We start from the raw sequence: 23,358 nt of genomic DNA, 5'->3' as shown, positions 1-23,358 counted from the left end.
GGCGCTATCATGTTGGTCGAAAAATAATGGCGGCTCGCGGTGCCAGGGGCCACCGGCGGACGGGTCGGAGATGGAGGTGCGATGGAGCGCAGGCGTGCAGTGCTCGGGCTCGCGCTGGCATGGGTGTTTGCCACGGCGGGATGCTCGACACGCGGAACCAGCCCGAAGCAGGGGCGGCTGCCGGGCTATGCCCCGCAGCACCTGATCAAGACCGACGTCAATCGCTATGCCGAGGCGACCCAGCAGCGGATCTTCACCAGCCTGCGCCGGCTGGCCGAGAAGCTCTACCGGCGCAACCCGCGCGAATGGCGCAAGGGCGGCGCGGCCAGCATGGAGGCGGCCGTCGGCGCCATCTTCGATGCGCCGCATGGCTGGCGCTTCGACAACCTGGGCCACCGGCGCGACCTCGAGGCGCTGCAGGTGGCGCTGCACCCCGAGTTCCGCGGCGACCGCGTCCAGGCTTATGTCGTCGGTCTGGCAAGCATGGTGCAGACCGCGTTCGGTGATCGCGAGGAGTTGTACTTACTGGATGATCTGGACGCGCAGCACCTTTACAATGCCGCCCGTAACGTAGAGATCGCCGCATGGAAGCTCGCCTCCGCGCGCGATGCCGAGGGCCAGCTCCTGCTGCTGTCCAACGAACTCGGCGCGGTGAACAACCTCAGCTTCGAACGCGATTTCGGCCGCATCATCGGCATGCTCGAAGTGCTCTCCGACGTAATCGAGGAGAAGACCGAACGCACGGTCACCCGCGTGGTCCAGAACATGGCCACGGCGGTCTTTCTGCCGGTGCGCTGAAGCGCGCCGCATCCGCAACAGCTTCCCGTCCATAGGCTCATGAAGTCCATCGTCATCCTCATTTCCGGCCGCGGTAGCAATATGGAGGCCATCGTCCGCGCCGGCCTCGACGGCGTCCGCGTCGCCGCGGTGATCAGCAACCGCCCGGACGCGGCGGGGCTGGCATTCGCCCGCGCGCACGGGATTCCGGTCGCCGTCGTCGACCACAAGGCCTACCCGGACCGCGCGGCGTTCGATGCCGCGCTCGCCGAAGTCATCGACGCGCACACGCCCGACCTGGTGGTGCTCGCGGGCTTCATGCGGGTGCTCACCGAGACCTTCGTGCGCCGCTACGAGGGTCGCCTGCTCAACATCCATCCTTCGCTGCTGCCCGCCTTCCCCGGGCTGCACACGCATCGCCGGGCGCTGGAGGCGGGGGTGAAGGTCCATGGCGCCACGGTGCATTTCGTCACCGCCGATCTCGATTGCGGCCCCATCGTCGTTCAGGCGGTGGTGCCGGTGCTGGCCGACGACGACGAGGCGGCGCTCGCCGCCCGCGTGCTGGCGCAGGAACACCGCATCTACCCGCAAGCCCTGCGTTGGTTCGCCGCCGGCCGCTTGAGCCTGGAGGCAGGCCGGGTGCGGCTGCGCGACGAACCGGCGACGAGCGCGGGCTGCGTCGTGCCGCCGGTGGAAGGCTAGGCGGACATGAGCAAGCGCGCGATGGCCGCTGCACTGACGGTGTCGGTGCTCGCCCATGCGCTGGTGCTCGGCGGCGCCGAATGGCGCTGGCCGAGCGCGCCCGGCGGCGACGCGCTGCCGGTGATCCAGGCCCGGCTGGTAACACCGCCGGCCCCGTTGGTGGCGGTGCAGCCGGTCCCCGCGCCCGTGGCGCAGCCCGCGCCTCAGCCCAGGCCGGCGCCGCGCCCTCGGCCAGTGACTGTGGCGAAGACGGCCGTGAGCGCGCCGGTGGTCGACGTTCCGGATGAGCCGCTGGCATTGCCCGCCGCGCCCGAAACCGTCGACCCGGCGAGCGCGCTGGCTTCCGCGGCCTTGGCGGCGGCTGCCGAACCGCCGCCCCCCGCCGCCACGCCGGCCACGGACAACGCCGACAGCTACAACATCGAGGGTTGGCCTACGCATGGGGCGATCCTGTTCCGCGTGGCGATGGGCGAGGGCAACTTCGTCGTCGGCGAGGCCGAGCACGAGTGGTGGCACGACGACACCCGCTACCGCATGCAGGTGACGCTGCAGACCACCGGCCTGGTCGGCATGGTGCGCGGTTTTCACTACGTGCAACGCAGCGAGGGCGAAGTGGGTGCGCAGGGCCTGAAGCCGCAACGCTTTCAGGTCGAGCAGCGCGGCAAGGCGCCGGAAAGCGCCGAATTCGATTGGGCCGCGGGCCGCGTCAGCATCCGTCGCGGCGAGCGCGAACGGCGCTCGGCTGCGGTGCGCGCGGGCGACCAGGACGTGCTCAGCCTGTGGCACCAGATCGGCATCGTCGGCGCGGCCGGCCTGCCGACCACGCTGACGGTGGCCAGCAACAAGGACGCCAAGGTGGCCCTGCTGGAGAAGGTGGGCGAGGAGACGCTGCGGTTGCCGATCGGCCGCCTCGACACCCTGCGCCTGCGCGCGCAGTCGGAGGACGGCAAGCTCACGATCGACATCTGGCTGGCGCGCAACTACGGCATGTTGCCGGTGCGCATCCGCATCGTCGACGACAAGGGCGAGATGCTCGACCAGCAGGCGGTGCGGCTGAGGCTGGCTCCGCCGGAGGGCGAGGGCGACAAGACGCCCGGGGCCCCCGCAGACGGGACGGCGCCGCGCGCCGGGGGCGAGCCCGAAATGATTGAACTGAAGGAGGAGGTCGACCCCTTGGCCGGTCTCCAGCAAAACTGAACGGATCCATGCAAAAAAAGACAACCGCTCCCGACGCGCCTTCGCGCGCGCTGCTCATCCAGGCTACCCAGGCGCTCGGCGCCGTACTGGCCTTCGATCACCCCGCCGATGCGGTGCTGTCGCGCTACTTCCGCGACAACCGTGACCTCGGTCATCGCGACCGCGGCTTCATCGCCGAAAACATCTACGGCATCGTCCGCCGCCTGCGCTGGCTGCGCCGCCTGGTGGGCGAGAACGCCAGCCCGCGCCAGCTGCTGCTGGCGTGGCTCGCCCGGGGCGAGGGCTGGCCGATGCGTCAGTTCGAAGGCCTGGTGTCACCCACGGAGCGCGACTGGGTGGCGGGCATCAAGGCCGCGACGCTGGAAGGGGGCTCGCTGGCCGAACGCGCCGACCTGCCCGACTGGCTGGCCGAGCGCCTGCTGCGCACCCACGACGAGGCTGCGCTGCTCGCGCTCGCCCACAGCCTCAATCGCCCGGCGCCGCTCGACCTGCGGGTGAATGTGGCGAAGGCGGACCGCGACCGCGTGGTCGCCGCGCTGCGTGAAGCCGGCTTTGGCTGCGAGCCGGGCTGGTGGTCGCCGCAGGCGGTGCGGCTGGCCGGCAAGCCTGCGCTGCAGAAGCATCCGCTGTTCCTCGACGGCAGCATCGAGGTGCAGGATGAGGGCAGCCAGCTGCTCGGCCTGCTGGTGCAGCCCAAGCGCGGCGAGCTGGTGGTCGATTTTTGTGCCGGGGCTGGCGGCAAGACGCTGCAACTGGGCGCGATGATGCGTTCGACAGGGCGGCTCTATGCCTTCGACGTGTCGGAGAAGCGGCTTGCCAAGCTCAAGCCGCGGATGGCGCGCGCAGGGCTGTCGAACGTCCATCCGGTGCTGATTGCGCACGAGAACGACGCCAAGGTGAAACGCCTCGCAGGCAAGGCCGACCGCGTGCTGGTCGATGCGCCCTGCAGCGGGCTCGGCACGCTGCGGCGCAATCCGGACCTCAAGTGGCGCCAGAGCGCCGCCGCCGTGGATGAGATGGTGGCCAAGCAGGGCGCCATCCTCGCCGCCGCCGCGCGTCTGGTGAAGCCGGGCGGGCGCCTGGTCTATGCCACCTGCAGCCTGCTGGCCGAAGAGAACGACGAGATCGTCGATGCCTTCGTGGCCGCCCACCCCGAGTTTCGCCCGGTGGACGCCGAGGCGGTGCTGGCCAGGCAGGGCGTGGCGCTCGCGACCGGCGCGCGCCTGCGCCTGTCGCCCGCCGAGCACGATACCGACGGCTTCTTCGCCGCGGTGCTCGAACGGACGGGCGATGCCGGCTGAGCGTCGCCGCGCCCTGGGCGCGGTAGCGGCGCTGGCGCTGCTGATCGTGTCCGCGCCGGCGGCCGGTGTCGAAGCCTTTGCTGCGCGCGGCGAGGTCGAACTGGCGTTCTCCCCGTGGGACGATGCCGAGCAGTTGCTGCTGCGGGTGATCGGCGCCGCGCGCCGTTCGGTGCAGGTGCAGGCCTACGCCTTTACCAGCCGCCGCGTGGCCGACGCGCTGGTGGCGGCGCGCCGCCGCGGGGTCGCGGTCGAAGTGCTGGCGGACGCGCGGATGAACCGGCGCGAGCGCGGCAACGCGCTGCCGCAGCTGCTGGCCGGCGGCGTGCCGGTGGCGCTGGAGACGCGCTACGCCGCCGCGCACAACAAGGTCGTGATCGTCGATGCCGACGGTCCCGGCTGCGCGCTCGTGACCGGCTCGTACAACTTCACCTGGTCGGCGCGCCGGCGCAATGCCGAGAACATGATGGTGCTGCGCGACAACTGCCCGGTTGCCCGCGCCTACCGCGACAACTGGCTGCGTCATCGCGCCCAGGCCGAACCCCTTACCCGTTTGCCGTGGAAGCCCTGACCATGCAGGACAACGCCCGCCCCGTCGAATTTGCCCGTTTGTTGCAGGACATCTGGGGTGACCTGCAGAACCCCGCAGTGCTGTGGCAGATCGGCGCCCTGGTGGGCTGCCTGCTGCTCGGCTGGCTGATCCAGCGCCGCGCGCTGCGCCGCGCCGCGGCAGCGCAGGGCGACGAGGGGCAGGCCTACAGCGCCGCGCGCCGCTTCGGCGAGCATGGCATGAAGCGGGTGATCTTTCCGCTCTCGGCGCTGCTGCTGGTGGTGATGACGCGCGCGGTGCTGGTGCGTTACCACAACGCGTCGCTGCTGGATCTGGCGGTGCCGCTGCTGGCCTCGCTGGCGCTGATCCGTTTCGTGGTGTTCACGTTGCGCCAGGCCGTCGGGCGTTCGAGCTGGCTGGGGGCGTTCGAACGCGTGTTCGCGTCGCTCGCCTGGCTGGTGGTGGCGCTCCACATCGTCGGCTGGTTGCCGGAAGTCATCGAAGGCCTGGAGTCGGTGTCGGTGACGCTGGGCAGCCAGAAGCTGTCGCTCTGGACGCTGCTGCTCGGCACGGCGATGGTGATGCTGACCGTGCTGGTGGCGATGTGGGCGGGTGGCGCGCTGGAGCGGCGGCTGGCCGCCGCGGCGGGGCTGGATTCCAATGTGCGCGTCGTGCTCACGCGGGTGCTGCGCGCGCTGCTGCTGGTGATCGCGGTGCTGATCGCGCTGCCGATGGTGGGTATCAACCTGACCACGCTGTCGGTGTTCGGCGGCGCGCTCGGTGTCGGCCTCGGCTTCGGCCTGCAGAAGATCGCGGCGAACTATGTCTCCGGCTTCATCCTGCTGCTCGACCGCTCGCTGCGGATCGGCAACCTGATCCGCGTCGGCAACGAGCGCGGCGTGGTCAAGGAGATCAACACCCGCTACACGGTGATCCGCGCCGCCAACGGGGTGGAGTCGATCGTGCCGAACGAGACCCTGGTCGCCTCGGTCGTGCAGAACGAGACCTTCACCGACAGCCTCGTTTCGCTGCCCCTGAACTTCCAGGTCGCCTACGACGCCGACGTGGAGCAGGCGATGCGGATTCTGGAGACCGTGGCGCAGCTGCAGCCGCGCGTGCTGCAAACGCCCGCGCCGCAGGCTTTCCTGGTCGACTTCGGCGACAACGGCATCAACCTGCGGCTGAGCTGCTGGATCGGCGATCCGGCCGCCGGCACGCTCGGCATCACCTCGGCGATCAACATCGAGGTCTGGCGCCGCTTCAAGGCCGAAGGCATCGGTATCCCGTTTCCCCAGCGCGAGGTCAGGCTGTTGCCGCCGCTGCCGGAACTGCCGCTGTCGGCGCCGGTCACAACAGCCACGCCGCCATCTTCGGCCGGCGACGCGCAAGAGGTCCGAAAAGGCGGTTTGGCCGCCCCCGGCGGCTTCGCGTAGAATCGGCAAGCTTTTCTTCTGCAAGGAAATTTCAGCGCATGATCTCCGGGTTGTTCGATCTCCCGTGGTGGGGCTACATCGTCGTCGCCCTCGTCCTGACTCACATCACCATCGCCTCGGTGACCATTTTTCTGCACCGTCACCAGGCCCACCGTGCGCTGGAACTGCATCCCATCCCCAGTCACTTCTTCCGCTTCTGGCTGTGGCTGACCACCGGCATGGTGACCAAGGAGTGGGCGGCCATCCACCGCAAGCATCATGCGAAATGCGAGACGGTGGATGACCCGCATAGCCCGCAGACGCGCGGCATCAGGAAGGTGATGCTCGAAGGCGCCGAGCTCTACCGCGCCGAGGCGAAGAACCAGGAAACCCTGCAGCGCTACGGTCACGGCACGCCCGACGACTGGCTGGAGCGCAATGTGTATCGCCACAACGTCGTGGGCATCTCGCTGATGCTGGTGATCAACGTGATCTGCTTCGGTCCGATCGGTCTGACGATCTGGGCGGTGCAGATGGCGTGGATTCCGTTCTGGGCCGCGGGCGTGGTCAACGGCCTCGGCCATTACTGGGGCTATCGCAATTTCGACTGCTCCGACGCGTCAACCAACCTCTTCCCGTGGGGCATCCTGATCGGCGGGGAGGAACTCCACAACAATCACCACAGCTTCGCCACCTCGGCCAAGCTGTCGGCGAAGTGGTATGAGTTCGACATCGGCTGGATGTACATCCGCAGCATGGAAATCCTGCGGCTGGCGAAGGCGCGCAAGACGATTCCGCAACCGCGCTTCGGCGAGGCCAAGCGCATCGTCGATTTCGACACGCTGCAGGCCGTCATCACCCATCGCTACGACGTGATGACGCGCTACGTGGCCAGCCTGAAGCACACCTGCAGCGAGGAAATCGAGAAGCTGAAGCTGACGCACGGCAGCAAGTTCGACGCCAAGGCCTTCCGCCGTTGGGTGCTGTCGGGCGAGGAGCGCCATCTCGAAGCGGGTGAGAAGCAGCAGCTGGAGATCATGCTGAAGGACAGCAAGGCCTTGTCCACCGTGGTAGCGATGCGCGAGGAACTGGCTGCGCTGTGGGCGCGCTCGAACGCCACGCGCGAACAGCTGCTGGGGCAACTGCACGACTGGATCGCGCGCGCCGAACAAAGCGGCATCCAGCAACTGCAGGACTTCTCGTTGCGGCTGCGGCGCTACGCGGTTTGAGCCGGATCGACGGGGCGTCGTGGGGAGGCATCAGCCTCCCTCCGTCGCTCCGTTTTCAGTCGGGCAGTTCGCTGCGGATTGCGTCGGCCCAGCAGTTGGGCGTTTCGTACAGTCGAATCCGCTCCAGCCGCAGCTGGTTGCCGTAGCTGTCGGCATACACCGGATCGAGGATGCGGAAGGCGAGTGCGGCGAGGTTTTCGGCGGTCGGCACCACGTCGAGCACCACCGTCTTGTGGCCCGGCATCGAGGCAAGAAAGTCCGCAACCTGGGTGTCGCCGCGGTAGACCAGGAAAGCGTGGTCCCACACGCTGACGATGTGCTCGGCCGCCAGCCGCTTCACTTCGCCGAAGTCCATCACCATGCCATTGACCGGCTGGCCCGCGGCGTCGATGATCTCACCCGACAGCGTGACCTCGATGGCGTAACGGTGGCCGTGCAAGTGCCGGCACTGGCTCGCGTGATCCGGAATGCGATGGCCGGCGTCGAATTCCAGCCGACGGGTGATGCGCATGATGCTGCCTCGTCATGACGGGCGGCGAGTATAACACCGCGCTGTCCGCGTTCCGCCGCCATTTCCTCCAAGTCCCTGATGTCACGATGGATTCCAACGCCCAGCCGCTCATTCGCAGCTTAACGACCCGCAATCATGACCGTGACCTGGCGGGGCTGACCTATGTCTATCCCGTCCTGTCGCGTCGCGCTGGTGGTGTGTCGGTCGGGATCAACCTGAATCCCAACAATGCCTGCAACTGGCATTGCGCCTATTGTCAGGTGCCGGGCCTGACGCGAGGCAAGGCGCCGGCCATCGACCTGGCGGTGCTCGAGGCGGAACTGCGCGGCTTTCTCGCGGCGCTGGTGGAGGGTGACTGGATGGTCCGGCACGTGCCGGCCGAAATGCGGGTGATCCGCGACATCGCGTTTTCCGGCAATGGCGAGCCGACCAGTGCGGATGAATTCCCGGAAGCGGTCGCGCTGGTGGCGCGTTTGCGCGACGAATTCGGCCTCGGCTCAGGTGGCCGGGCGCCGGGCGCGCCGGTGCCGCTTCGTTTGATCACGAACGGAAGCCTCGCGGGACAGGCGCGTGTCCAGCACGGGCTGCGCATGCTGGCCGCAGCAGGCGGTGAAGTGTGGTTCAAGGTTGACGCCGGAACGCCGGAGGCGATCGAACGGATCAACGGCGTTCGCCTGGAACCCGCGAGTATCGCGAAGCACCTTGCGGCGAGCGCGACGTGCTGTCCCACCTGGGTCCAGACCTGCATGTTCCGCTGGGATGGCCAGGCACCAGACGAGGCGGCTCTCGCCTCATACCTTGCGCTGCTGTCCGCGGCGGGTATCGACAGGCTGCAGGGCGTTCTGCTCTACGGCATCGCCCGGCCCTCGATGCAGCAGGAGGCCGGCCACTTGTCGCCGCTCACGGCGGAAGAACTGGAAACGATAGGCGAGCGGCTGCGGCGCGCGGGTCTGACGGTGCGCGTCAGCCCCTGACGCCGCAGCAGCCGCGGCGCGTCAGGGGCGTTCCTTGCGCTTGGCCTTCGCTTCCTTCTTCAGGCTCTTGTAGAGGTCGGGGTTGGTGGCCTTCAGGTATTCCGCCACTTCCACGTCGTCCTTCTTGACCTTGTTGATGTCGATCTGCTCGATGTGGACCAGGCGCAGCAGGGCCTGGACGGGGCGCGGAATGTTACGCCCGCTTTCATAGCGGGAGCCGCCGCTCTGGGTCACGCCGATCTTGGACCAGAACTGCGACTGGTTCATGCCGAGCTTGCGGCGGATCTCTCGAACGTCGAAGTTTTCCGAGTTTTTCATGATTTCGTCCTGTGTTGGGCAAGTGTGCGGCAGTCGCAATCCATATGCAGTCTGCAGCGCCTGCTTGATGGCATACCTACGACTTAAGTTGTAGGATGGACAAAGTATAGATCACTATTCGCTCTACATACAACGGCGATATTTGTGCGATTGTTTCGATGCCGCCAAACTTTTCACATCGTGGACGCCGTGCGGTAGTCCTGCAAAAACCGGCTGCTTTCGCTAGAATCCCAGCCCTTTATCCACAAGCACTTGGATACGACGATGGCACTGATAGTTCAGAAGTATGGCGGCACCTCGGTCGGCAGCCCTGAGCGCATCAAGAACGTCGCCAGCAAGGTGGCGAAGTTCCGCGCGGAGGGCCACCAGGTGGTCGTCGTGGTATCGGCGATGAGCGGTGAAACAAACCGCCTGATCGCACTGGCCAAGGATGTTGCGGCGAAGCCCGATCCGCGCGAACTCGACGTGGTCGTGTCCACCGGCGAGCAGGTCACGATCGGTCTGCTGTGCATGGCGCTGCAGGACATCGGCGTGCCGGCGAAAAGCTACACCGGCGCTCAGGTGAAGATCCTGACCGACAGCGCGCACACCAAGGCGCGCATCCTGAACATCGACGAAGCGCCGATCCGCAAGGACCTCGACGCCGGCGCGGTGGTCGTCGTGGCCGGTTTCCAGGGCGTGGACGAACACGGCAACATCACCACGCTGGGCCGTGGCGGCTCCGACACCACCGGCGTCGCCCTCGCCGCCGCACTCAAGGCGGACGAGTGCCAGATCTACACCGACGTCGACGGGGTCTACACCACCGATCCGCGCATCGTCCCCGAAGCCCGCAAGCTCGACACCATCACGTTCGAGGAAATGCTGGAAATGGCCAGCCTCGGTTCGAAGGTGCTGCAGATCCGCTCGGTCGAGTTCGCCGGCAAGTACAAGGTCAAGCTGCGCGTGCTGTCGAGCTTCCAGGAAGGAGGCCAAGGCACGCTCATCACCGTTGAGGAAGACAAGAACATGGAACAGCCCGTCATCTCCGGCATCGCCTTCAACCGCGACGAAGCCAAGGTCACCGTGCTCGGCGTGCCCGACAAGCCCGGCATCGCCTACCAGATCCTCGGCCCGGTCGCCGACGCCAACCTCGACGTCGACATGATCATCCAGAACGTCGGCCACGATGGCACCACCGACTTCTCGTTCACGCTCGCGCGCGGCGACCTGGAAAAGGCGGTCGCGATCCTGGAAGGGGTCAAGACGCATATCGGCGCGCGCGCGATCGAAGGCGACAAGACCATGTGCAAGGTCTCCATCGTTGGCGTCGGCATGCGTTCGCATCCGGGCGTGGCGTCCAAGATGTTCCGCACGCTGGCCGAAGAGGGCATCAACATCCAGATGATCTCGACCTCCGAAATCAAGATTTCCGTCGCGATCGACGAGAAGTATCTGGAACTGGCCGTGCGCGTGCTGCACAAGGCATTCGGCCTCGACCAGCCCGTCTGATGACGCTTGCGCATCGCGCGCAAGCTTAAATTGACCATGGATGGCGGAATCTATATAGTGCCGCCTTCGTGTTGGAGACGTGGCCGAGAGGTCGAAGGCACTCCCCTGCTAAGGGAGCATGCGGGCTAAAACTCGCATCGAGGGTTCGAATCCCTCCGTCTCCGCCAAGCAACACAAAAAAGCGCCTCCCGGGGCGCTTTTTTCATGGCTGCTTGCTGTGTCTATGGTCGGGAAAGCTTCGGCATAAAGACCACATTGACGGTGTGGTTGTAGCGAATGGCACAGCGCGCGCGTGCGCATGGCTAACACAAAGCGCCGTTCTACGGCGAGATCGTGCTGTGAATAATGATTATTCGGTCGGGCATATAACTTGCGATTCCCGGGCGTCGGACGCGCCTCCCGCGACACGCCCCAGTGTGCGCAACGGAAAGCGTCCGCAGTCATTCCGCCTGATCACCATTCACTAGAAGAGCTGCCCATGTTTTCCAAGATGCTTTCCGGCCTGACGGCCATCGTCCTCAGCCTTGCTGCTGCCTCCGCCTTTGCCGGTCCCGATTGGGCGGCGATCGAGCGCGCGCGTGCCGAACGCAAGGCGCAGACTGCGGCGCCGGCCACGGCTACGGCTGCAGCCGAGGCCGGCGAGCAGAAGGTGGTGCCGGTCAATCACGGCCCCCGCGCCGAGTTCCGCCCGAGCCTGGGCAGCCCCGCTGCCGACGCCGCGATCATGGCGCCGACCAACGTCGCACGCCAGTAAGCACGACGACGTCACCGCGGCCGACCGGCCCCGGCCACGAAAAGGCGACCCGCGCGGTCGCCTTTTTCATTCCGCCCTGCAGCGGATTCCGGTTTTTGCGCTGAATCAAGGATTCACCCCGCCCCGGGCTCCGAGAATGGCTCCGTCACTGAGGTCATCCCTTTAGAACGGAGTCACGAAACATGAGCCGAGAACAAGACCTGGCGCCGGAAGCCCAGCCGGATCCGAGCCGTCGCAGGTTCCTGAATACCGCGGCGGTTGCCGGGCTGGCCGGCGCCTCGATGAGCGTCGGCCTGTCCGCCTGCAACCAGGGCAACAAGGCTGCTACGGTCGCCGCACCCGCCGCCGCTGCGGTGGAAGAGGGGCACAGCCCTCACCTCAAGCCGGGCGAACTCGACACCTACTACGGGTTCTGGAGCGGCGGCCACACCGGCGACTTCCGCGTCCTCGGCCTGCCGTCCGGGCGCGAGCTGCACCGCGTGCCCTGCTTTGTGCCGGACGCGCTGGTGGGCTGGGGCATCACCAACGAATCGAAAGCCGTCATGGGCACCAAGCCCGACGGCAGCCTGAAGTACACGGTGGGCGACACTCACCACACCCATGCCTCCTACAAGGACGGCAACTACGACGGCCGCTATGCCTGGATCAACGACAAGATCAACAGCCGCATCGCCCGCATCCGGCTCGACTACTTCGTCTGCGACAAGATCACCGAACTGCCCAACGTGCAGGGCTTCCACGGCATCTTCCCGGACAAGCGCGATCCGGTGGATCCGGCGATCAACTACACCACGCGCGTGTTCTGCGGCGCCGAATTCCATATCCCGCTGCCCAATGACGGCCGCGACATGGACACGCCGGAGAAGTACCGCACGCTGTTCTCCTGCGTCGATGCGGAGAGCATGGAGGTGCGCTGGCAGGTGCTGATCGATGGCAACTGCGACCTCGTCGCCACCTCGTACGACGGCAAGCTGGCGGCCACCAACCAGTACAACACCGAAGGCGGCTTCCATTACGAAGGCATGATGTCGGCCGAGCGCGACGCCTGCCTGTTCTTCAACATCGCCCGCATCGAGGCCGCGGTGAAGGCGGGCAAGTTCACCACCTACGGCAACTCCAAGGTGCCGGTGGTGGATGGCACCCGTGCCGCCAATGCCGATCCCAAGACTGCGCTCACCGCCTACGTGTCGGTGCCCAAGAACCCGCACGGGGTGAATGCCAGCCCGGACGGCAAGTACTTCATCTGCGCCGGCAAGCTGTCGCCCACCGGCACCGTCATCGAACTCGCCAAGGTGCTCGACTGGTTCGACGGCACGCTTCCCGAACTCGACAAGGCCATCGTCGCGGAAGTCGAACTCGGCCTCGGCCCGCTGCACACCGCCTTCGACGGCCGCGGCAACGCCTACACCACGCTCTTCCTCGACAGCCAGATCGTGAAGTGGAACGTGGAGGCGGCGATCAAGTTCCACGCCGGCGACAAGACCGCCAACTACGTGGTCGACCGGCTCGACGTCACCTACCAGCCGGGCCACATCAACGCCTCGCAGTCCGAAACCATGTTTGCGGACGGCAAGTGGCTGGCGGTGGGTTGCAAGTTCTCCAAGGACCGCTTCCTGCCGGTTGGCCCGCTGCACGCCGAGACCGAGCAACTGGTCGACATCTCCGGCGAGAAGATGAAGCTGGTGGCCGATCACCCGGTGCGCCCCGAGCCGCACGACTTCATCATCTTCAAGCGCGAATTGCTGCGCCCGAAGCAGATCTACGACATGGCGGAGTTCCCGCTCGCGGTGAAGGATCAGAAGGAAGCGGGGGTGTTCCGCGACGGCAAGAAGGTCACGGTCAAGATCGCCTCGCTGGCGCCGGCCTTCGACCCGCGCGAGTTCAAGGTCAAGCTCGGCGACGAGGTCACCATCATCCTCACCAACCTCGACAAGGTCGAGGACCTGACGCACGGCTTCGCGATCCCGAAGTACAACGTCAATTTCATCGTCAATCCGCAGGAAACCAAGTCCGTCACCTTCAAGGCCGACAAGCTCGGGGTGTACTGGTGCTACTGCACCCACTTCTGCCACGCGCTGCACCTCGAGATGCGCGCGCGGATGATCGTGGAAGCCTGATCCTGCATTTACTGCGTTGTTTGGGGTGCTTTTTCGAGGGGCTGCGTGCCCCTCTTTTTTTCACCCCGCGCACCCTGCCGGCCGGAATTGACCGGCAACAAGTACAGCGGGGGCCGCGCTTCCTAGACTGCGGCCATGCCGTTGTCCGACGGATTCTGACCATGTCGATATCCCACGCCCTGAGGATGCTGGCGATCCTCGCCATCTGTGTGCTGGCCGCCCCGCTGGCCCGCGCCGACGCCTACGACGCCAAGCTGCCCGCCGAACTCAATACCGCGCCGCGGCTGTGCGACTACGCGCCGTGCGCCGAAGTGCTGCCGGGCGCCAGCGCGTTTTCGGAACGCAAGGGCCGCCCCTTCTACGTCGAGGGCTATGCGGAGGAGGGCGGCGAGCGCCGCCTCGTCGGCTACGTGATGCTCTCTACCGATATCACCGACATTCCCGCCTATTCGGGCAAGCCGGTGGTCACGCTGATCGGCATGGACGCCGCCGGCCGCTTTACCGGCAGCCGCATCCTCAAGCACTCCGAGCCCATCCTGCTGCTCGGCATCCCGGAATCCGCGCTGGTGCGCTTCAACCAGCAGTACCTCGGCAAGTTCGTCGGCGACAACATCGAGATCGGTCAGTCGCGGCCCGAAGAGGAGATCATCGGTCTGGATGCGATCTCCGGCGCCACCGTCACGGTGATCGCGCAGAACCAGGTGATGATGACCTCCGGCGCCGCGGTGGCGCGTCAGGTCGGCATCCTGGAACGCACCGTGCGGCCGCAGGCGCGCTTCCGCGAAACCGGCGCCCGGCCCGACTGGGCGGCGCTGGTGCAAGAAGGCAGCGTGAAAAAGCTGACCGTGAAGCCGGAGCAGGTCGGCCTCGCGCGGGGCGACGAACCCTTCATCGAACTCTGGTTCGGGCACCTCAACCAGCCCGACGTCGGCCGCGCGCTGCTCGGTGACGCCGGCTGGAACAACCTGATGGCGCAGTTGAAGCCGGGCGAGCAGGCGATCTTCGTGATCCGCAGCGCCGGCAAGGAATCCTTCAAGGGCTCGGGCTTCGTGCGCGGCGGCCTGTACGACCGGGTGCAGGTGCGCCAGGGCCAGGACGCCTTCACCTTCCGCGACCTCGACTACCTCAACCTCTACGGTCTCGCGGCGCCGGGCGCGCCCGCCTTCAACGAGTCGGCGATCTTCATCATCCGCTCCGACGCGTTTTCCGCCGCCTACCCGTGGAAGTTCATCTTCCTCGGCAACCGGGTCGATCGCGAAACCGGCGCGCGCAGCTTCGCCAATTTCGACAGCGAATACTGGCTGCCGGCGCACTACCTGGAAGGCGGCCGCCCCGAGGTGAAGAAGCCGGCGCCGCCCTGGCTACGGGTGTGGCAGACGCGCACCGTGGAGATCGTCGCCTTCGTCGCGCTGCTGCTGGCGGTCGGCGTGGTCTATGCCCAGCGCGACCGCCTCACGCGTGCCTCCACGCGCACCAACAAGTGGCCGGTCAACGCCTTCAAATACACCGCTTGGGTGATCAGCATCGGCTTCGTCGGCTTCCACCTGATGGCGCAGCCCTCGATCACCCAGGTGCTCACCTGGTTCCACGCATTGCTGTTCCAGTGGCAGTGGGAGCTGTTCCTCACCGACCCCTTCATCTTCCTGTTCTGGATCTTCATCATCGTCACCGTCTTCCTGTGGGGGCGGGGACTGTTCTGCGGCTGGCTGTGCCCGTTCGGCTCGCTCTCCGAACTGCTGTACAAGGTCGGCGGCGCGGTCGGGTTGAAGCGCTTCCAGTTCAAGCTGCCCAAGCGCTGGCACCACCGGCTGAAGTGGGTGAAGTACGGCGTGTTCGCCGGCCTGCTGGCGGTGTCGGTGTTCTCGATGCAGCAGGCGGAAATGCTGGCCGAGGTCGAACCCTTCAAGACCACCTTCCTGGTCGGCCTGCTCAACCGCAGCTGGCCCTACACCCTGTTCGCCGCCGGCCTGCTCGGGTTGTCCATCTTCACGGAGCGGCCGTTCTGCAAATACCTGTGCCCGCTCGGCGCCTCGCTGGCGATGCCGACCACCTTCCGCTGGTTCGGCCTCAAGCGCAAACAGGAATGCACCAGTTGCAAGGCCTGCGCGGTCGGCTGCGGCTCGCAGGCGATCGACGACGACGGCCGCATCGACCAGCGCGAATGCCTGCACTGCCTCGACTGCATGGTGCTCTACACCGACGACCACGCCTGTCCGCCGCTGGTGCACGAGCGCAAGCGCCGCAGCAAGGCCGGGCTGGCGATCACTCCGATCGGCGCCGACGGTTACTACATTCCGATCAAACCGGTGCCGGCCACCCGGGCCGCGGACTGAAGGAGAGCGCGAACATGGTCGATCCGAAAATGCTGACCGAGCCGGTGCAGCCGCCCTATGCCGGCGACGACAAGGGCGTGGCCGCGCGGCTGATGGCGGAGGTCTGGGACCACCTGTGGCCGTGGAGCCGCAGCGGCTTCCAGCACCAGCGCGCACTGCAGGGCGCCGGGCTGGCGCTCGCGCTGGCCGCCAGCGTGGTCTGGGTGCTGGCGGCGATGGGCCGGCTGGAGGCCGGCGCCGTCATCGGCTGGTGGTTTGGCTGGAGCGTGTTCGAGGTGGTGGTGCGGCTGGGCGCCAAGCCTTACGTCAAGGAAGGGCCGTGGTGGGGCCGGCGCTACCGCGCGGCCTCGCTGATGGACATGCTCTGCTACGTCGGCTTCAAGAACCTGCTGATCGGCGCCGCGCTGTTCCTGGCGCTGAAGTCGCTCGGCCTGCTGGTGGTGTGAGTCCGTCATGCGCCACGCCGTCGCCCGCCTGCTGATCCTCGCCGCCTGCGCCGCACTCGCGCAGGGCGCCGCCGCGGCCACGCTGCGGGTGGCGCCCGGCGAATCCATCCAGGCGGTGCTGGATCGCGCCGAAGCCGGCGACGTGGTGGAGGTGGCGCGCGCCCGTTACGAGGAAAACCTGCGCATCGCCAAACCGCTGACGCTGCGCGGCATCGACCGCCCGACCATATCCGGCGGCGAGCGCGGCGACACCATCCGCGTCACCGCCACCGACGTGGTCATCGAGGGCCTGATCGTCGCCGATTCCGGTGGCAGCCTGCGAGAGCAGAACGCCGGCATCTACCTGCAGCCCGGCGCGCACCGCGCGGTGGTGCGCCGCTGCGACCTCACCTACAACCTGTTTGGCCTGTGGGTGGAGCAGGCCGACGACGTGCTGATCGAAGGCAACGTCATCACCGGCAAGCGCGACTACCAATCGTCCCAGCGCGGCAACGGCGTGCAGCTCTACAACACCCGGCGCGCGAAGGTGATCGGCAACCAGGTCAGCTTCGTGCGCGACGCGCTCTATGTGGACGTCACCCACGACGCGGTCTTCCGCGGCAACAAGCTGCACCACAGCCGCTACGGCACCCACTACATGAACTCCTACCGCAATCTGTGGGAGGACAACGACGTGTGGATGAACCGCGGCGGGCTGGCGCTGATGGAGGTGCGCGACCAGGTCGTGCGCAACAACCGCGTCTGGGCCAATTCCGACCACGGCATCATGCTGCGCACCATCCAGGACGCGGTGGTGGAGAACAACATCGTCGCCGGCAACTCGCGCGGCTTCTTCATCTACGACGCCGAATACAACACCCTGCGCGGCAACCTGCTGGTGGACAACATCGTCGGCGTGCACCTGTGGGCCGGCTCCAAGAACAACCAGGTCGAGCGCAACGACTTCGTCGCCAACCGCGAGCAGGTGCGCTACGTCGGCGCCCGGGACGAATTGTGGGGGATCAAGGAAGGCAACCACTGGAGCAACTATCTTGGCTGGGACCGCAACGGCGATGGCGTGGGCGATGTGCGTTACGAAGCCAACGACCTGGTCGATCGCCTGAGCTGGAAGCACCCGCTGATGAAGCTGCTGCTCGCCAGCCCGGCGGTGCAGACCCTGCGTCTGGTCGGCCAGCAGTTTCCGCTGCTGCGCGCCCCCAGCGTGGTCGACCCCAAGCCGCGCATGCGGCCCGACAAGGACAACTGGAGAGACTGGCGTGGCAAGACCTTCCCTGGCGTACGCTGAGCCGTCCGCCACCGAGCCGCCCCGAGCCATGACGCAGACGGCAACGCAGGCCGCGGGCGATGCGGCCGACGCAGTAATCACCGCCCGGGGCGTGCGCCGCCACTACGGTCCGGTGCGCGCGGTCGACGGCGTCGATCTCGACATCCGCCGCGGCGAACTCTTCGGCCTCATCGGTCACAACGGCGCGGGCAAGAGCACGCTGTTCAAGATGATGCTGGGCCTGGTGCCGCCCACCGCCGGCGAAATCCGCATCGCCGGTGTTGCGGTCGGTGGGCCGGACTTCCGCGCGGTGCGCCGCAGCGTGGGCTACCTGCCGGAAAACGTGGTGCTGTACGACAACCTCACCGGGCTGGAGACGCTGCAGTTCTTCGCCCGCCTCAAGGGCGCGCCGACCGCCGACTGCGCGCCGGCGCTGGAGCGCGTCGGCCTCGCCCATGCGGCGCGGCGGCGGGTGCGCGAGTACTCCAAGGGCATGCGCCAGCGCCTCGGCTTCGCCCAGGCCCTGCTCGGCAAGCCGCAGATCCTCTTTCTCGACGAACCCACCACCGGGCTGGACCCGGAGGCGATCCGCGAGTTCTACGCCATCCTGCGCGGGCTGCGCGCCGAGGGCGTCACCATGGTGCTCACCTCCCACATCCTCGCGGAGATCCAGGAACGGGTGGACCGCCTCGCCATCATGGCCGCCGGCAAGGTGCAGGCGCTCGGCACCGTGCAGGGCCTGCGCGAGCAGATGGACCTGCCGCTGTGGTTCGAGGTGCAGGTGGACGAGGCCGATTTCGGCGCGGTGCGCGCCGCGCTCGGCCACCTGCCGGTGAGCGCCATCGAGGCGCGCGACGGCCACGTCGCGGTGCAGTGCCGGCGCGAATCGAAGATGGCGGTGCTCGAAGCGCTCGCCGTGCTCGACGGCAAGGTGCGCGACATCCATGTGCGCGAACCCTCGCTCGAAGACGTGTTCTTCGGCTTTTCGGACTGAGGCACGCATGGAAATCCGTCAGGTCGCAACCCTCGCCGGCAAGGAGTTCTGGGACCGCATCCGCAACCGCTGGGTGCTGGCGGTGGCGCTGGTGTTTACCGCCTTCGCGCTGGTCATCGCCTATTTCGGCGCGGCGCAGCAGGGCGCGGTCGGCTTCCGCTCGATCGAGGTCACCATCGCCAGCCTGGTCAGCCTGGTGATCTACCTGATCCCGCTGATCGCGCTGATGCTGGGCTTCGACGCCATCGTCGGCGAGCGCGAGCGCGGCTCGCTCGACCTGCTGCTGACCATGCCGATCAGCCGCTTCGAACTGATCCTGGGCAAGTACCTGGGCCTCGCCGGCGCGCTCGCGTTCTCCACCGTGGCGGGCTTCGGCCTCGTGGCGCTGGTGCTGGCGCGCCAGCTCGATGTCGCCGCGCTGTTCCACTACTTCGGCTTCATGGCCAGTTCGGTGCTGCTCGGCATGGCCTTCCTCAGCCTGGCGGTGATGCTGTCGGTGTTCGCCACCGACCGCACCCGCGCCTCCGGGCTGGCGATCGCGCTGTGGTTCTTCTTCGTGCTGGTGTTCGACCTGCTGCTGCTCGGCGCGCTGGTGCTCAGCGGCGACAGCTACGGCGGCGACCTCTATCCCTACCTGCTGCTCGCCAACCCGGCGGACGTATTCCGCATCCTCAACATCTTCAGCCTGGACGACGTGCGCACGCTGTACGGCCTGGCCACCGTGTTTCCGCCCGCGCTCGCCCAGCCTTGGCTGCTCGGCGCGGTCATGGCCGGCTGGATCGCCGCGCCGCTCGGCATCGCCGCCTGGCGCTTCCGCAAGTGAGAACGACCATGACACCCACGCCCCTACGCCGCCTGCTGCTCGCCACCTTCGCCGCCGGGATGCTCGCCGGCTGCGGCCCCTCCGCCGACAAGGCGCCGGCATCGCTGGTGGTGGAAATCGACCACAGCACCGCCTGCGCGCTCGACGGCATGCTGCTCGCCGACTATCCGGGCCCCAAGGCGCAGATCCATTACGACGGCCGCAGCGAGCCGGACTTCTTTTGCGACACGGTGGAGATGTTCTCGCTCTACCTCAAGCCGGAGCAGGTGCGCGGCGTGCGCGCGCTCTATGTGCAGGACATGGGCAAGGCGGACTGGACCACACCGCGCGGCCACTGGATCGACGCCAGGGCTGCCTGGTATGTGCATGGCTCCACGCGCAAGGGCTCGATGGGGCCGACCATCGCCAGCTTCGGCAGTGAAGCCGACGCGCAGAAGTTCGCCGCGGAGTACGGCGGCAAGCTCTATCGCTTCGAGGCGATCACGCCGGACATGGTGACGCTGGACGGCGGCGCGCTGCACGACCAGCGGATGTAGCCATGTGCCCGCACTGCCTGCCCGCGCCGCTGCGCCGCGCCCTGCTGCTCACGGTGGGCGTCGCCGTGCTGCTGGCCGGCGCCGCCTACGCCTGGAGCGCGCGTGACGCCACGGCGACGACGAACGCCGCGGCCGAACTGCCGCCGGACGTCTGCATCGTCCGCCCCGGCGCGCCTTTCCCCGGCGCGGTGCATGCCTACGATCCGGCTTCGGGCCGGCCGATGCTCGCCGCGCGGCCGGTGCCGGCCCACGCCCGCTGCGCGGTGTGCGGCATGTTTCCGGCGCGCCATCCGCAGTGGGCGGCGCAGCTCATCACCGACAGCGGCGACGCCTGGTTCTTCGATTCGCCGGTAGATCTGCTGCTGTTCCTCGCCGACAGCGCGCGCTACACCCGCGGCATCGCCATCGGCACGATCGCCGCGCGCTACGTCAGCGACCACGCCGGTGGCGGCTGGGTAGCGGCGGACGACGCCTGGTTCGTGCACGGCGCCGCGGTCAGCGGCCCGATGCGCGGGCCGGATCTCCCGGCTTTCGCCAGCCGCACCGCGGCGGAAGCACTGGCCGCGGCGCAGGGCGGCCGCGTGCTGCGCTTCGCCGAACTCGACGGCGCCCTCGTCGCCAGCCTGCGCCAGACCTATCCCGCGCACTGAGCCGGGCGCCGCGCTGCTAAGCTGCGCGCCTTTCCCCACCGGCAGGCCCGCGACATGGAGCAGCGCATCGTCGGCTATCACCTCGACGACGAAAACCACTGGGTGGCCGAACTCGAATGCGGCCACTTCCAGCACGTGCGTCACGACCCGCCGTGGCAGAACCGCCCCTGGGTGGCGACCCCTGCCGGGCGCGAGGCGATGCTCGGCCATCGCCTGGCCTGCAAGAAGTGCGATGCCGGGGCACCGCCGGATACGCTGGCAACCGCCTGCTAAGCTGGAAAGCCGGCGCCGCGCGATCGGCGCGTCATGGGAGGGCAGCCATGCTGACGATGGACACGCTCGATGCCTACGCGCACTTCGGTGGCGACATCGACGCCAAGGCGCGGATGCGCGGGGGCGGGGTGGTGGCGGTGAGCGATGAGGACTGGTATCTCATCGACGATCTGATCCAGCGCCTTGGGCTGGTGCAGGCAGGGCTGGCGTCGCCCGCCTTTGCGGCGAAGACCGAGCAGCACCTGCAGGCGGTGACGGCCGACGAGCCGACCCGCGACCGCCTGCGGCAGATGGCCGCGCGCGCCCGCGCAGGCGGCTGACGCCCCCCGCGCGGGGGAGCGCGCGGCGGCCGTCAGCCCGGCGGGCAGACAAAAGCGGCTTACTGCGACTTGGCCACCATGTGGTCCACCGCCGCCTTCACCTCGTCGTCGGTCAGCGTGGCCGCGCCGCCGCGCGCCGGCATCATGCCTTTCTGGCCGGTAAAGCCGTCCAGCGCGTGCTTGTACAGCGTGTCGGCGCCCTGCGCGATGCGCGGGCCCCAGTCGGCCTTGTCGCCGGGCTTGGGCGCGCCCGCCACACCGGCGGCGTGGCACATCGCGCACACCTTCTTGTAGACGCCTTCGCCCGCGGTGTTCTGGGCGACGGGGGCCGGCGCGGGCGCGGGGGCGGCAACCGGGGCGCTGGGCGCGGCGGGGGCGCTCTCCTGCTTGCTGCAGGCGCCGAGCAGGCCGGCGAGAAGGGCGGCGGCGATGAGGCTGTGTTTCATGACGGACTCCAGGGGTTCTGTGGCGGGGATCGCGCCGGCCATTGAAGGCGCGGTCGGCGTCGAGTGGAGCCCATGCTACGAAGCCGCGTGCGAAAAGTGCTTGATTCGAGTCAAAATCCGCAATCCGTCCCGCGCGAGCGCGCGGACGGGGCTTGACCGGTGTCATATCCACCCCGCGCGGGGCGTGTTCGAATCCGCGCGCAGGCTTTTCCGGTCCTGCACCCGGGCGCAAGGGCGCGCCCACCCCGATGGCTGCAACGGCGCGGCCGGCGTTCCTTCCGTTTCCATGCTCGCCAGGCTCATCGTTGAAGACACCCGCCTCCTTGCTCGCCTTCCTTTCCGGCTTTCTGCCCGACCAGCAGCGCGTCAATGGCGTCGAGCGCCTGCGCGCCGGTTTCGGCGCACTGCTCGGCATCCTCGCCACCGCGCTGCTCGGGCGCCTGTTCGTCGATGCCGACGCGGCCCTGCCGTGGATCATCGCGCCGATGGGTGCGTCCGCGGTGCTGCTGTTCGCGGTGCCGGCCAGCCCGCTCGCGCAGCCGTGGGCCATGCTGGGCGGCAACCTGGTCGCCGCTGCCGTCGGTGTCAGCTGCGCACACGGCTTTCCGGCCCCGGCGGTGGCCGCCGCCGCGGCGGTGTCGGTGGCGATCGGGCTGATGTTCGTGCTGCGCTGCATCCACCCGCCGGCCGGCGCGGTGGCGCTGACCGCGGTGGTCGGCGGCCCGGCGATCCACGACATGGGTTACGGCTTCATCGTCTATCCGGTGCTGCTGAATTCGCTCTGCCTGCTGCTGCTGGCGATGCTGTACAACCGCGCCACCGGCCGCGAATACCCGCAGCGCAAGGCGGTGATCGCCGCCACCGCGCCGGCGCCGGCGGCGCCCGCGCCACGGCAGGGCGTGTCGGAACAGGACCTGGACGCGGTGCTGGACGAATACAACCAGGTGCTCGACATCAGCCGCGAGGACCTGCGCGACCTCTTCATGCGCGCCGAGGCGCACGCCTACCGCCGCCGCTTCGGCACCGTGCGCTGCCACGAAGTGATGACGCGCGAGGTGGTGGCGGTGGAATACGGAACGCTGCTGGAGGACGCCTGGGCGCTGATGCGCGCCCACCACGTCAAGGCGCTGCCGGTGGTGAACCGCGCGCGCCGGGTGATCGGCATCCTCACCCTGGCCGACTTCATGCGCCAGGCCGACCTCACGGTGTACCGCGGCTTCGACGACCGCCTGCGCGACTTCATCCGCAGGAGCGGCCGCAGCCACGCCGACAAGGCCGAGGTGGCGGGGCAGATCATGAGCGCGCCGGCGCAGACCGCCAACGAGAACACCCCGGTGGTGGAACTCATCGCGCTGCTCGGCGGTGCCGGCCACAGCCACGTGCCCATCGTGGATGACGACGGCCGCCTCACCGGCATCGTTGCGCCGCGCGACCTGATCGCCGAGTTCTACCAGGGCCGGCTCGCGGCCGCGGCCTGAATCAGCCGATGCGCCCGCCGCCCGCCGCGCGCGGCGCGAAGGCGAGCACACGGGTGCTGCCGTCCGGGCGCTGCAGCAGGTCGGCCAGGGTGTAGCCGTCGAGCACGCGGAACATCGCCCCCAGCGCCTCGCCCAGCACCGCCTGCAGCTGGCAGGCGCCCTCCATGTAGCAGTGCGGTTCGTCGCCGAAGCACTCCACCAGCGCGAAGTCGGTCTCGGTCTGGCGCAGCACCTCGCCCAGCACGATCTCGCGCGGCGCGCGCGCCAGCCGCATGCCGCCGCCCTTGCCGCGCAGCGTATCCACGTAGCCGCTGCGGCCGAGCTGGTGCACCACCTTGGTCAGGTGGCTTTCGGAGATGTCGTGCGCACGCGCGATCTCGGCCACGGTGCTGAGCCGGTCGGCCTGCTCGCCGAGGTACATCAACACCCGCAGGCAGTAGTCGGAAAAGGTACTGAGGCGCATGG

General features: G+C 68.0%; 25 protein-coding genes and 1 tRNA gene. 22 read left to right on the top strand and 4 right to left on the bottom strand.

Features of this window, described 5'->3' with window-relative positions:
• Nucleotides 1-81 precede the first annotated feature (81 nt).
• Genes dqs_RS16055 through dqs_RS16025 form a run of 7 tightly spaced genes read left to right on the top strand, consistent with a single transcriptional unit; the run spans nucleotide 82 to nucleotide 7,165 of the window.
• Entirely contained in the window at nucleotides 82-798 is a 717-nt protein-coding gene (locus dqs_RS16055) for a hypothetical protein (protein WP_084018602.1), read from the top strand.
• Between the two features lie 39 nt (nucleotides 799-837).
• Nucleotides 838-1,479: a phosphoribosylglycinamide formyltransferase gene (purN, locus tag dqs_RS16050; protein ID WP_011766849.1), complete on the top strand. Its 642-nt coding sequence runs from the start codon at nucleotides 838-840 to the stop codon at nucleotides 1,477-1,479.
• A gap of 6 nt (nucleotides 1,480-1,485) precedes the next feature.
• Complete coding sequence (locus tag dqs_RS16045) at nucleotides 1,486-2,676, top strand: DUF3108 domain-containing protein (RefSeq protein ID WP_065341121.1); 1,191 nt, start codon at nucleotides 1,486-1,488, stop codon at nucleotides 2,674-2,676.
• A gap of 8 nt (nucleotides 2,677-2,684) precedes the next feature.
• Nucleotides 2,685-3,977, top strand: a complete 1,293-nt coding sequence (locus tag dqs_RS16040) for an RsmB/NOP family class I SAM-dependent RNA methyltransferase (protein WP_065341120.1) — start codon at nucleotides 2,685-2,687, stop codon at nucleotides 3,975-3,977.
• The gene (locus dqs_RS16035) at nucleotides 3,967-4,545 is read left to right on the top strand and encodes a phospholipase D family nuclease (protein ID WP_011766846.1); all 579 of its coding nucleotides are present in this window, start codon (nucleotides 3,967-3,969) and stop codon (nucleotides 4,543-4,545) included. Before dqs_RS16040 ends, dqs_RS16035 begins: the two co-directional genes overlap by 11 nt.
• On the top strand, nucleotides 4,533-5,957 hold the full coding sequence (locus dqs_RS16030; RefSeq protein ID WP_236778697.1) for a mechanosensitive ion channel family protein: 1,425 nt from the start codon (nucleotides 4,533-4,535) through the stop codon (nucleotides 5,955-5,957). The genes dqs_RS16035 and dqs_RS16030 overlap by 13 nt, the downstream gene beginning before the upstream one ends.
• Before the next feature lie 38 nt (nucleotides 5,958-5,995).
• Complete coding sequence (locus tag dqs_RS16025) at nucleotides 5,996-7,165, top strand: DesA family fatty acid desaturase (protein WP_065341118.1); 1,170 nt, start codon at nucleotides 5,996-5,998, stop codon at nucleotides 7,163-7,165.
• Nucleotides 7,166-7,220: 55 nt separating this feature from the next.
• Here the strand turns inward: dqs_RS16025 and queD are convergent, their stop codons facing one another.
• Nucleotides 7,221-7,676 (bottom strand): 6-carboxytetrahydropterin synthase QueD, encoded by a 456-nt coding sequence (queD, locus tag dqs_RS16020; protein ID WP_065341117.1) that lies wholly within the window; start codon nucleotides 7,674-7,676, stop codon nucleotides 7,221-7,223.
• Between the two features lie 86 nt (nucleotides 7,677-7,762).
• Between queD and dqs_RS16015 the strand changes: the two genes are divergently transcribed.
• The gene (locus tag dqs_RS16015) at nucleotides 7,763-8,650 is read left to right on the top strand and encodes a radical SAM protein (RefSeq protein ID WP_065341758.1); all 888 of its coding nucleotides are present in this window, start codon (nucleotides 7,763-7,765) and stop codon (nucleotides 8,648-8,650) included.
• 21 nt (nucleotides 8,651-8,671) lie between these two features.
• Here dqs_RS16015 and dqs_RS16010 read toward each other — a convergent pair whose 3' ends face one another.
• Entirely contained in the window at nucleotides 8,672-8,968 is a 297-nt protein-coding gene (locus dqs_RS16010) for a helix-turn-helix domain-containing protein (RefSeq protein WP_011766841.1), read from the bottom strand.
• A 264-nt stretch (nucleotides 8,969-9,232) separates the two neighbouring features.
• On the opposite strand from dqs_RS16010, the gene dqs_RS16005 reads away from it, so the two are divergent.
• The 13 genes from dqs_RS16005 to dqs_RS15945 all read left to right on the top strand — a co-directional run bounded on the left by dqs_RS16005 (nucleotide 9,233) and on the right by dqs_RS15945 (nucleotide 20,969).
• Nucleotides 9,233-10,459, top strand: a complete 1,227-nt coding sequence (locus dqs_RS16005) for an aspartate kinase (protein ID WP_011766840.1) — start codon at nucleotides 9,233-9,235, stop codon at nucleotides 10,457-10,459.
• Nucleotides 10,460-10,532: 73 nt separating this feature from the next.
• A tRNA-Ser gene (locus dqs_RS16000) sits at nucleotides 10,533-10,626 on the top strand.
• 311 nt (nucleotides 10,627-10,937) lie between these two features.
• Entirely contained in the window at nucleotides 10,938-11,213 is a 276-nt protein-coding gene (locus dqs_RS15995) for a hypothetical protein (protein ID WP_065341116.1), read from the top strand.
• A 182-nt stretch (nucleotides 11,214-11,395) separates the two neighbouring features.
• Nucleotides 11,396-13,330: a TAT-dependent nitrous-oxide reductase gene (gene nosZ / locus dqs_RS15990; protein ID WP_011766838.1), complete on the top strand. Its 1,935-nt coding sequence runs from the start codon at nucleotides 11,396-11,398 to the stop codon at nucleotides 13,328-13,330.
• A gap of 161 nt (nucleotides 13,331-13,491) precedes the next feature.
• Nucleotides 13,492-15,663: a 4Fe-4S binding protein gene (locus dqs_RS15985; protein WP_065341115.1), complete on the top strand. Its 2,172-nt coding sequence runs from the start codon at nucleotides 13,492-13,494 to the stop codon at nucleotides 15,661-15,663.
• A 14-nt stretch (nucleotides 15,664-15,677) separates the two neighbouring features.
• Nucleotides 15,678-16,109: a transcription regulator gene (locus tag dqs_RS15980; protein ID WP_065341114.1), complete on the top strand. Its 432-nt coding sequence runs from the start codon at nucleotides 15,678-15,680 to the stop codon at nucleotides 16,107-16,109.
• Nucleotides 16,110-16,116: 7 nt separating this feature from the next.
• Nucleotides 16,117-17,394 (top strand): nitrous oxide reductase family maturation protein NosD, encoded by a 1,278-nt coding sequence (locus dqs_RS15975; protein ID WP_065341113.1) that lies wholly within the window; start codon nucleotides 16,117-16,119, stop codon nucleotides 17,392-17,394.
• Between the two features lie 28 nt (nucleotides 17,395-17,422).
• Complete coding sequence (locus tag dqs_RS15970) at nucleotides 17,423-18,367, top strand: ABC transporter ATP-binding protein (RefSeq protein ID WP_065341112.1); 945 nt, start codon at nucleotides 17,423-17,425, stop codon at nucleotides 18,365-18,367.
• Between the two features lie 7 nt (nucleotides 18,368-18,374).
• Entirely contained in the window at nucleotides 18,375-19,190 is an 816-nt protein-coding gene (locus dqs_RS15965) for an ABC transporter permease (RefSeq protein WP_065341111.1), read from the top strand.
• Between the two features lie 8 nt (nucleotides 19,191-19,198).
• Nucleotides 19,199-19,726, top strand: a complete 528-nt coding sequence (locus dqs_RS15960; RefSeq protein WP_011766832.1) for a nitrous oxide reductase accessory protein NosL — start codon at nucleotides 19,199-19,201, stop codon at nucleotides 19,724-19,726.
• A 2-nt stretch (nucleotides 19,727-19,728) separates the two neighbouring features.
• Nucleotides 19,729-20,376, top strand: a complete 648-nt coding sequence (locus tag dqs_RS15955) for a nitrous oxide reductase accessory protein NosL (RefSeq protein ID WP_065341110.1) — start codon at nucleotides 19,729-19,731, stop codon at nucleotides 20,374-20,376.
• A gap of 54 nt (nucleotides 20,377-20,430) precedes the next feature.
• A complete protein-coding gene (locus dqs_RS15950; protein WP_011766830.1) occupies nucleotides 20,431-20,649 on the top strand; it encodes a DUF3565 domain-containing protein in 219 nt (72 codons plus the stop codon).
• Between the two features lie 47 nt (nucleotides 20,650-20,696).
• Nucleotides 20,697-20,969: a hypothetical protein gene (locus tag dqs_RS15945; protein WP_011766829.1), complete on the top strand. Its 273-nt coding sequence runs from the start codon at nucleotides 20,697-20,699 to the stop codon at nucleotides 20,967-20,969.
• 59 nt (nucleotides 20,970-21,028) lie between these two features.
• Here the strand turns inward: dqs_RS15945 and dqs_RS15940 are convergent, their stop codons facing one another.
• Nucleotides 21,029-21,415, bottom strand: a complete 387-nt coding sequence (locus dqs_RS15940; protein WP_065341109.1) for a c-type cytochrome — start codon at nucleotides 21,413-21,415, stop codon at nucleotides 21,029-21,031.
• 305 nt (nucleotides 21,416-21,720) lie between these two features.
• Between dqs_RS15940 and dqs_RS15935 the strand changes: the two genes are divergently transcribed.
• On the top strand, nucleotides 21,721-22,893 hold the full coding sequence (locus dqs_RS15935; RefSeq protein WP_065341108.1) for an HPP family protein: 1,173 nt from the start codon (nucleotides 21,721-21,723) through the stop codon (nucleotides 22,891-22,893).
• A 1-nt stretch (nucleotide 22,894) separates the two neighbouring features.
• Here the strand turns inward: dqs_RS15935 and dqs_RS15930 are convergent, their stop codons facing one another.
• Nucleotides 22,895-23,356: an RrF2 family transcriptional regulator gene (locus tag dqs_RS15930; RefSeq protein ID WP_065341107.1), complete on the bottom strand. Its 462-nt coding sequence runs from the start codon at nucleotides 23,354-23,356 to the stop codon at nucleotides 22,895-22,897.
• Nucleotides 23,357-23,358: the final 2 nt, after the last annotated feature.

The sequence above is a fragment of the Azoarcus olearius genome (genome assembly GCF_001682385.1).
GTDB classification, from domain to species: Bacteria; Pseudomonadota; Gammaproteobacteria; order Burkholderiales; family Rhodocyclaceae; genus Azoarcus; species Azoarcus olearius.
The sequence above is the reverse complement of the archived record's forward strand: the minus strand, read 5'-3'. Positions and strand labels throughout refer to the sequence as shown.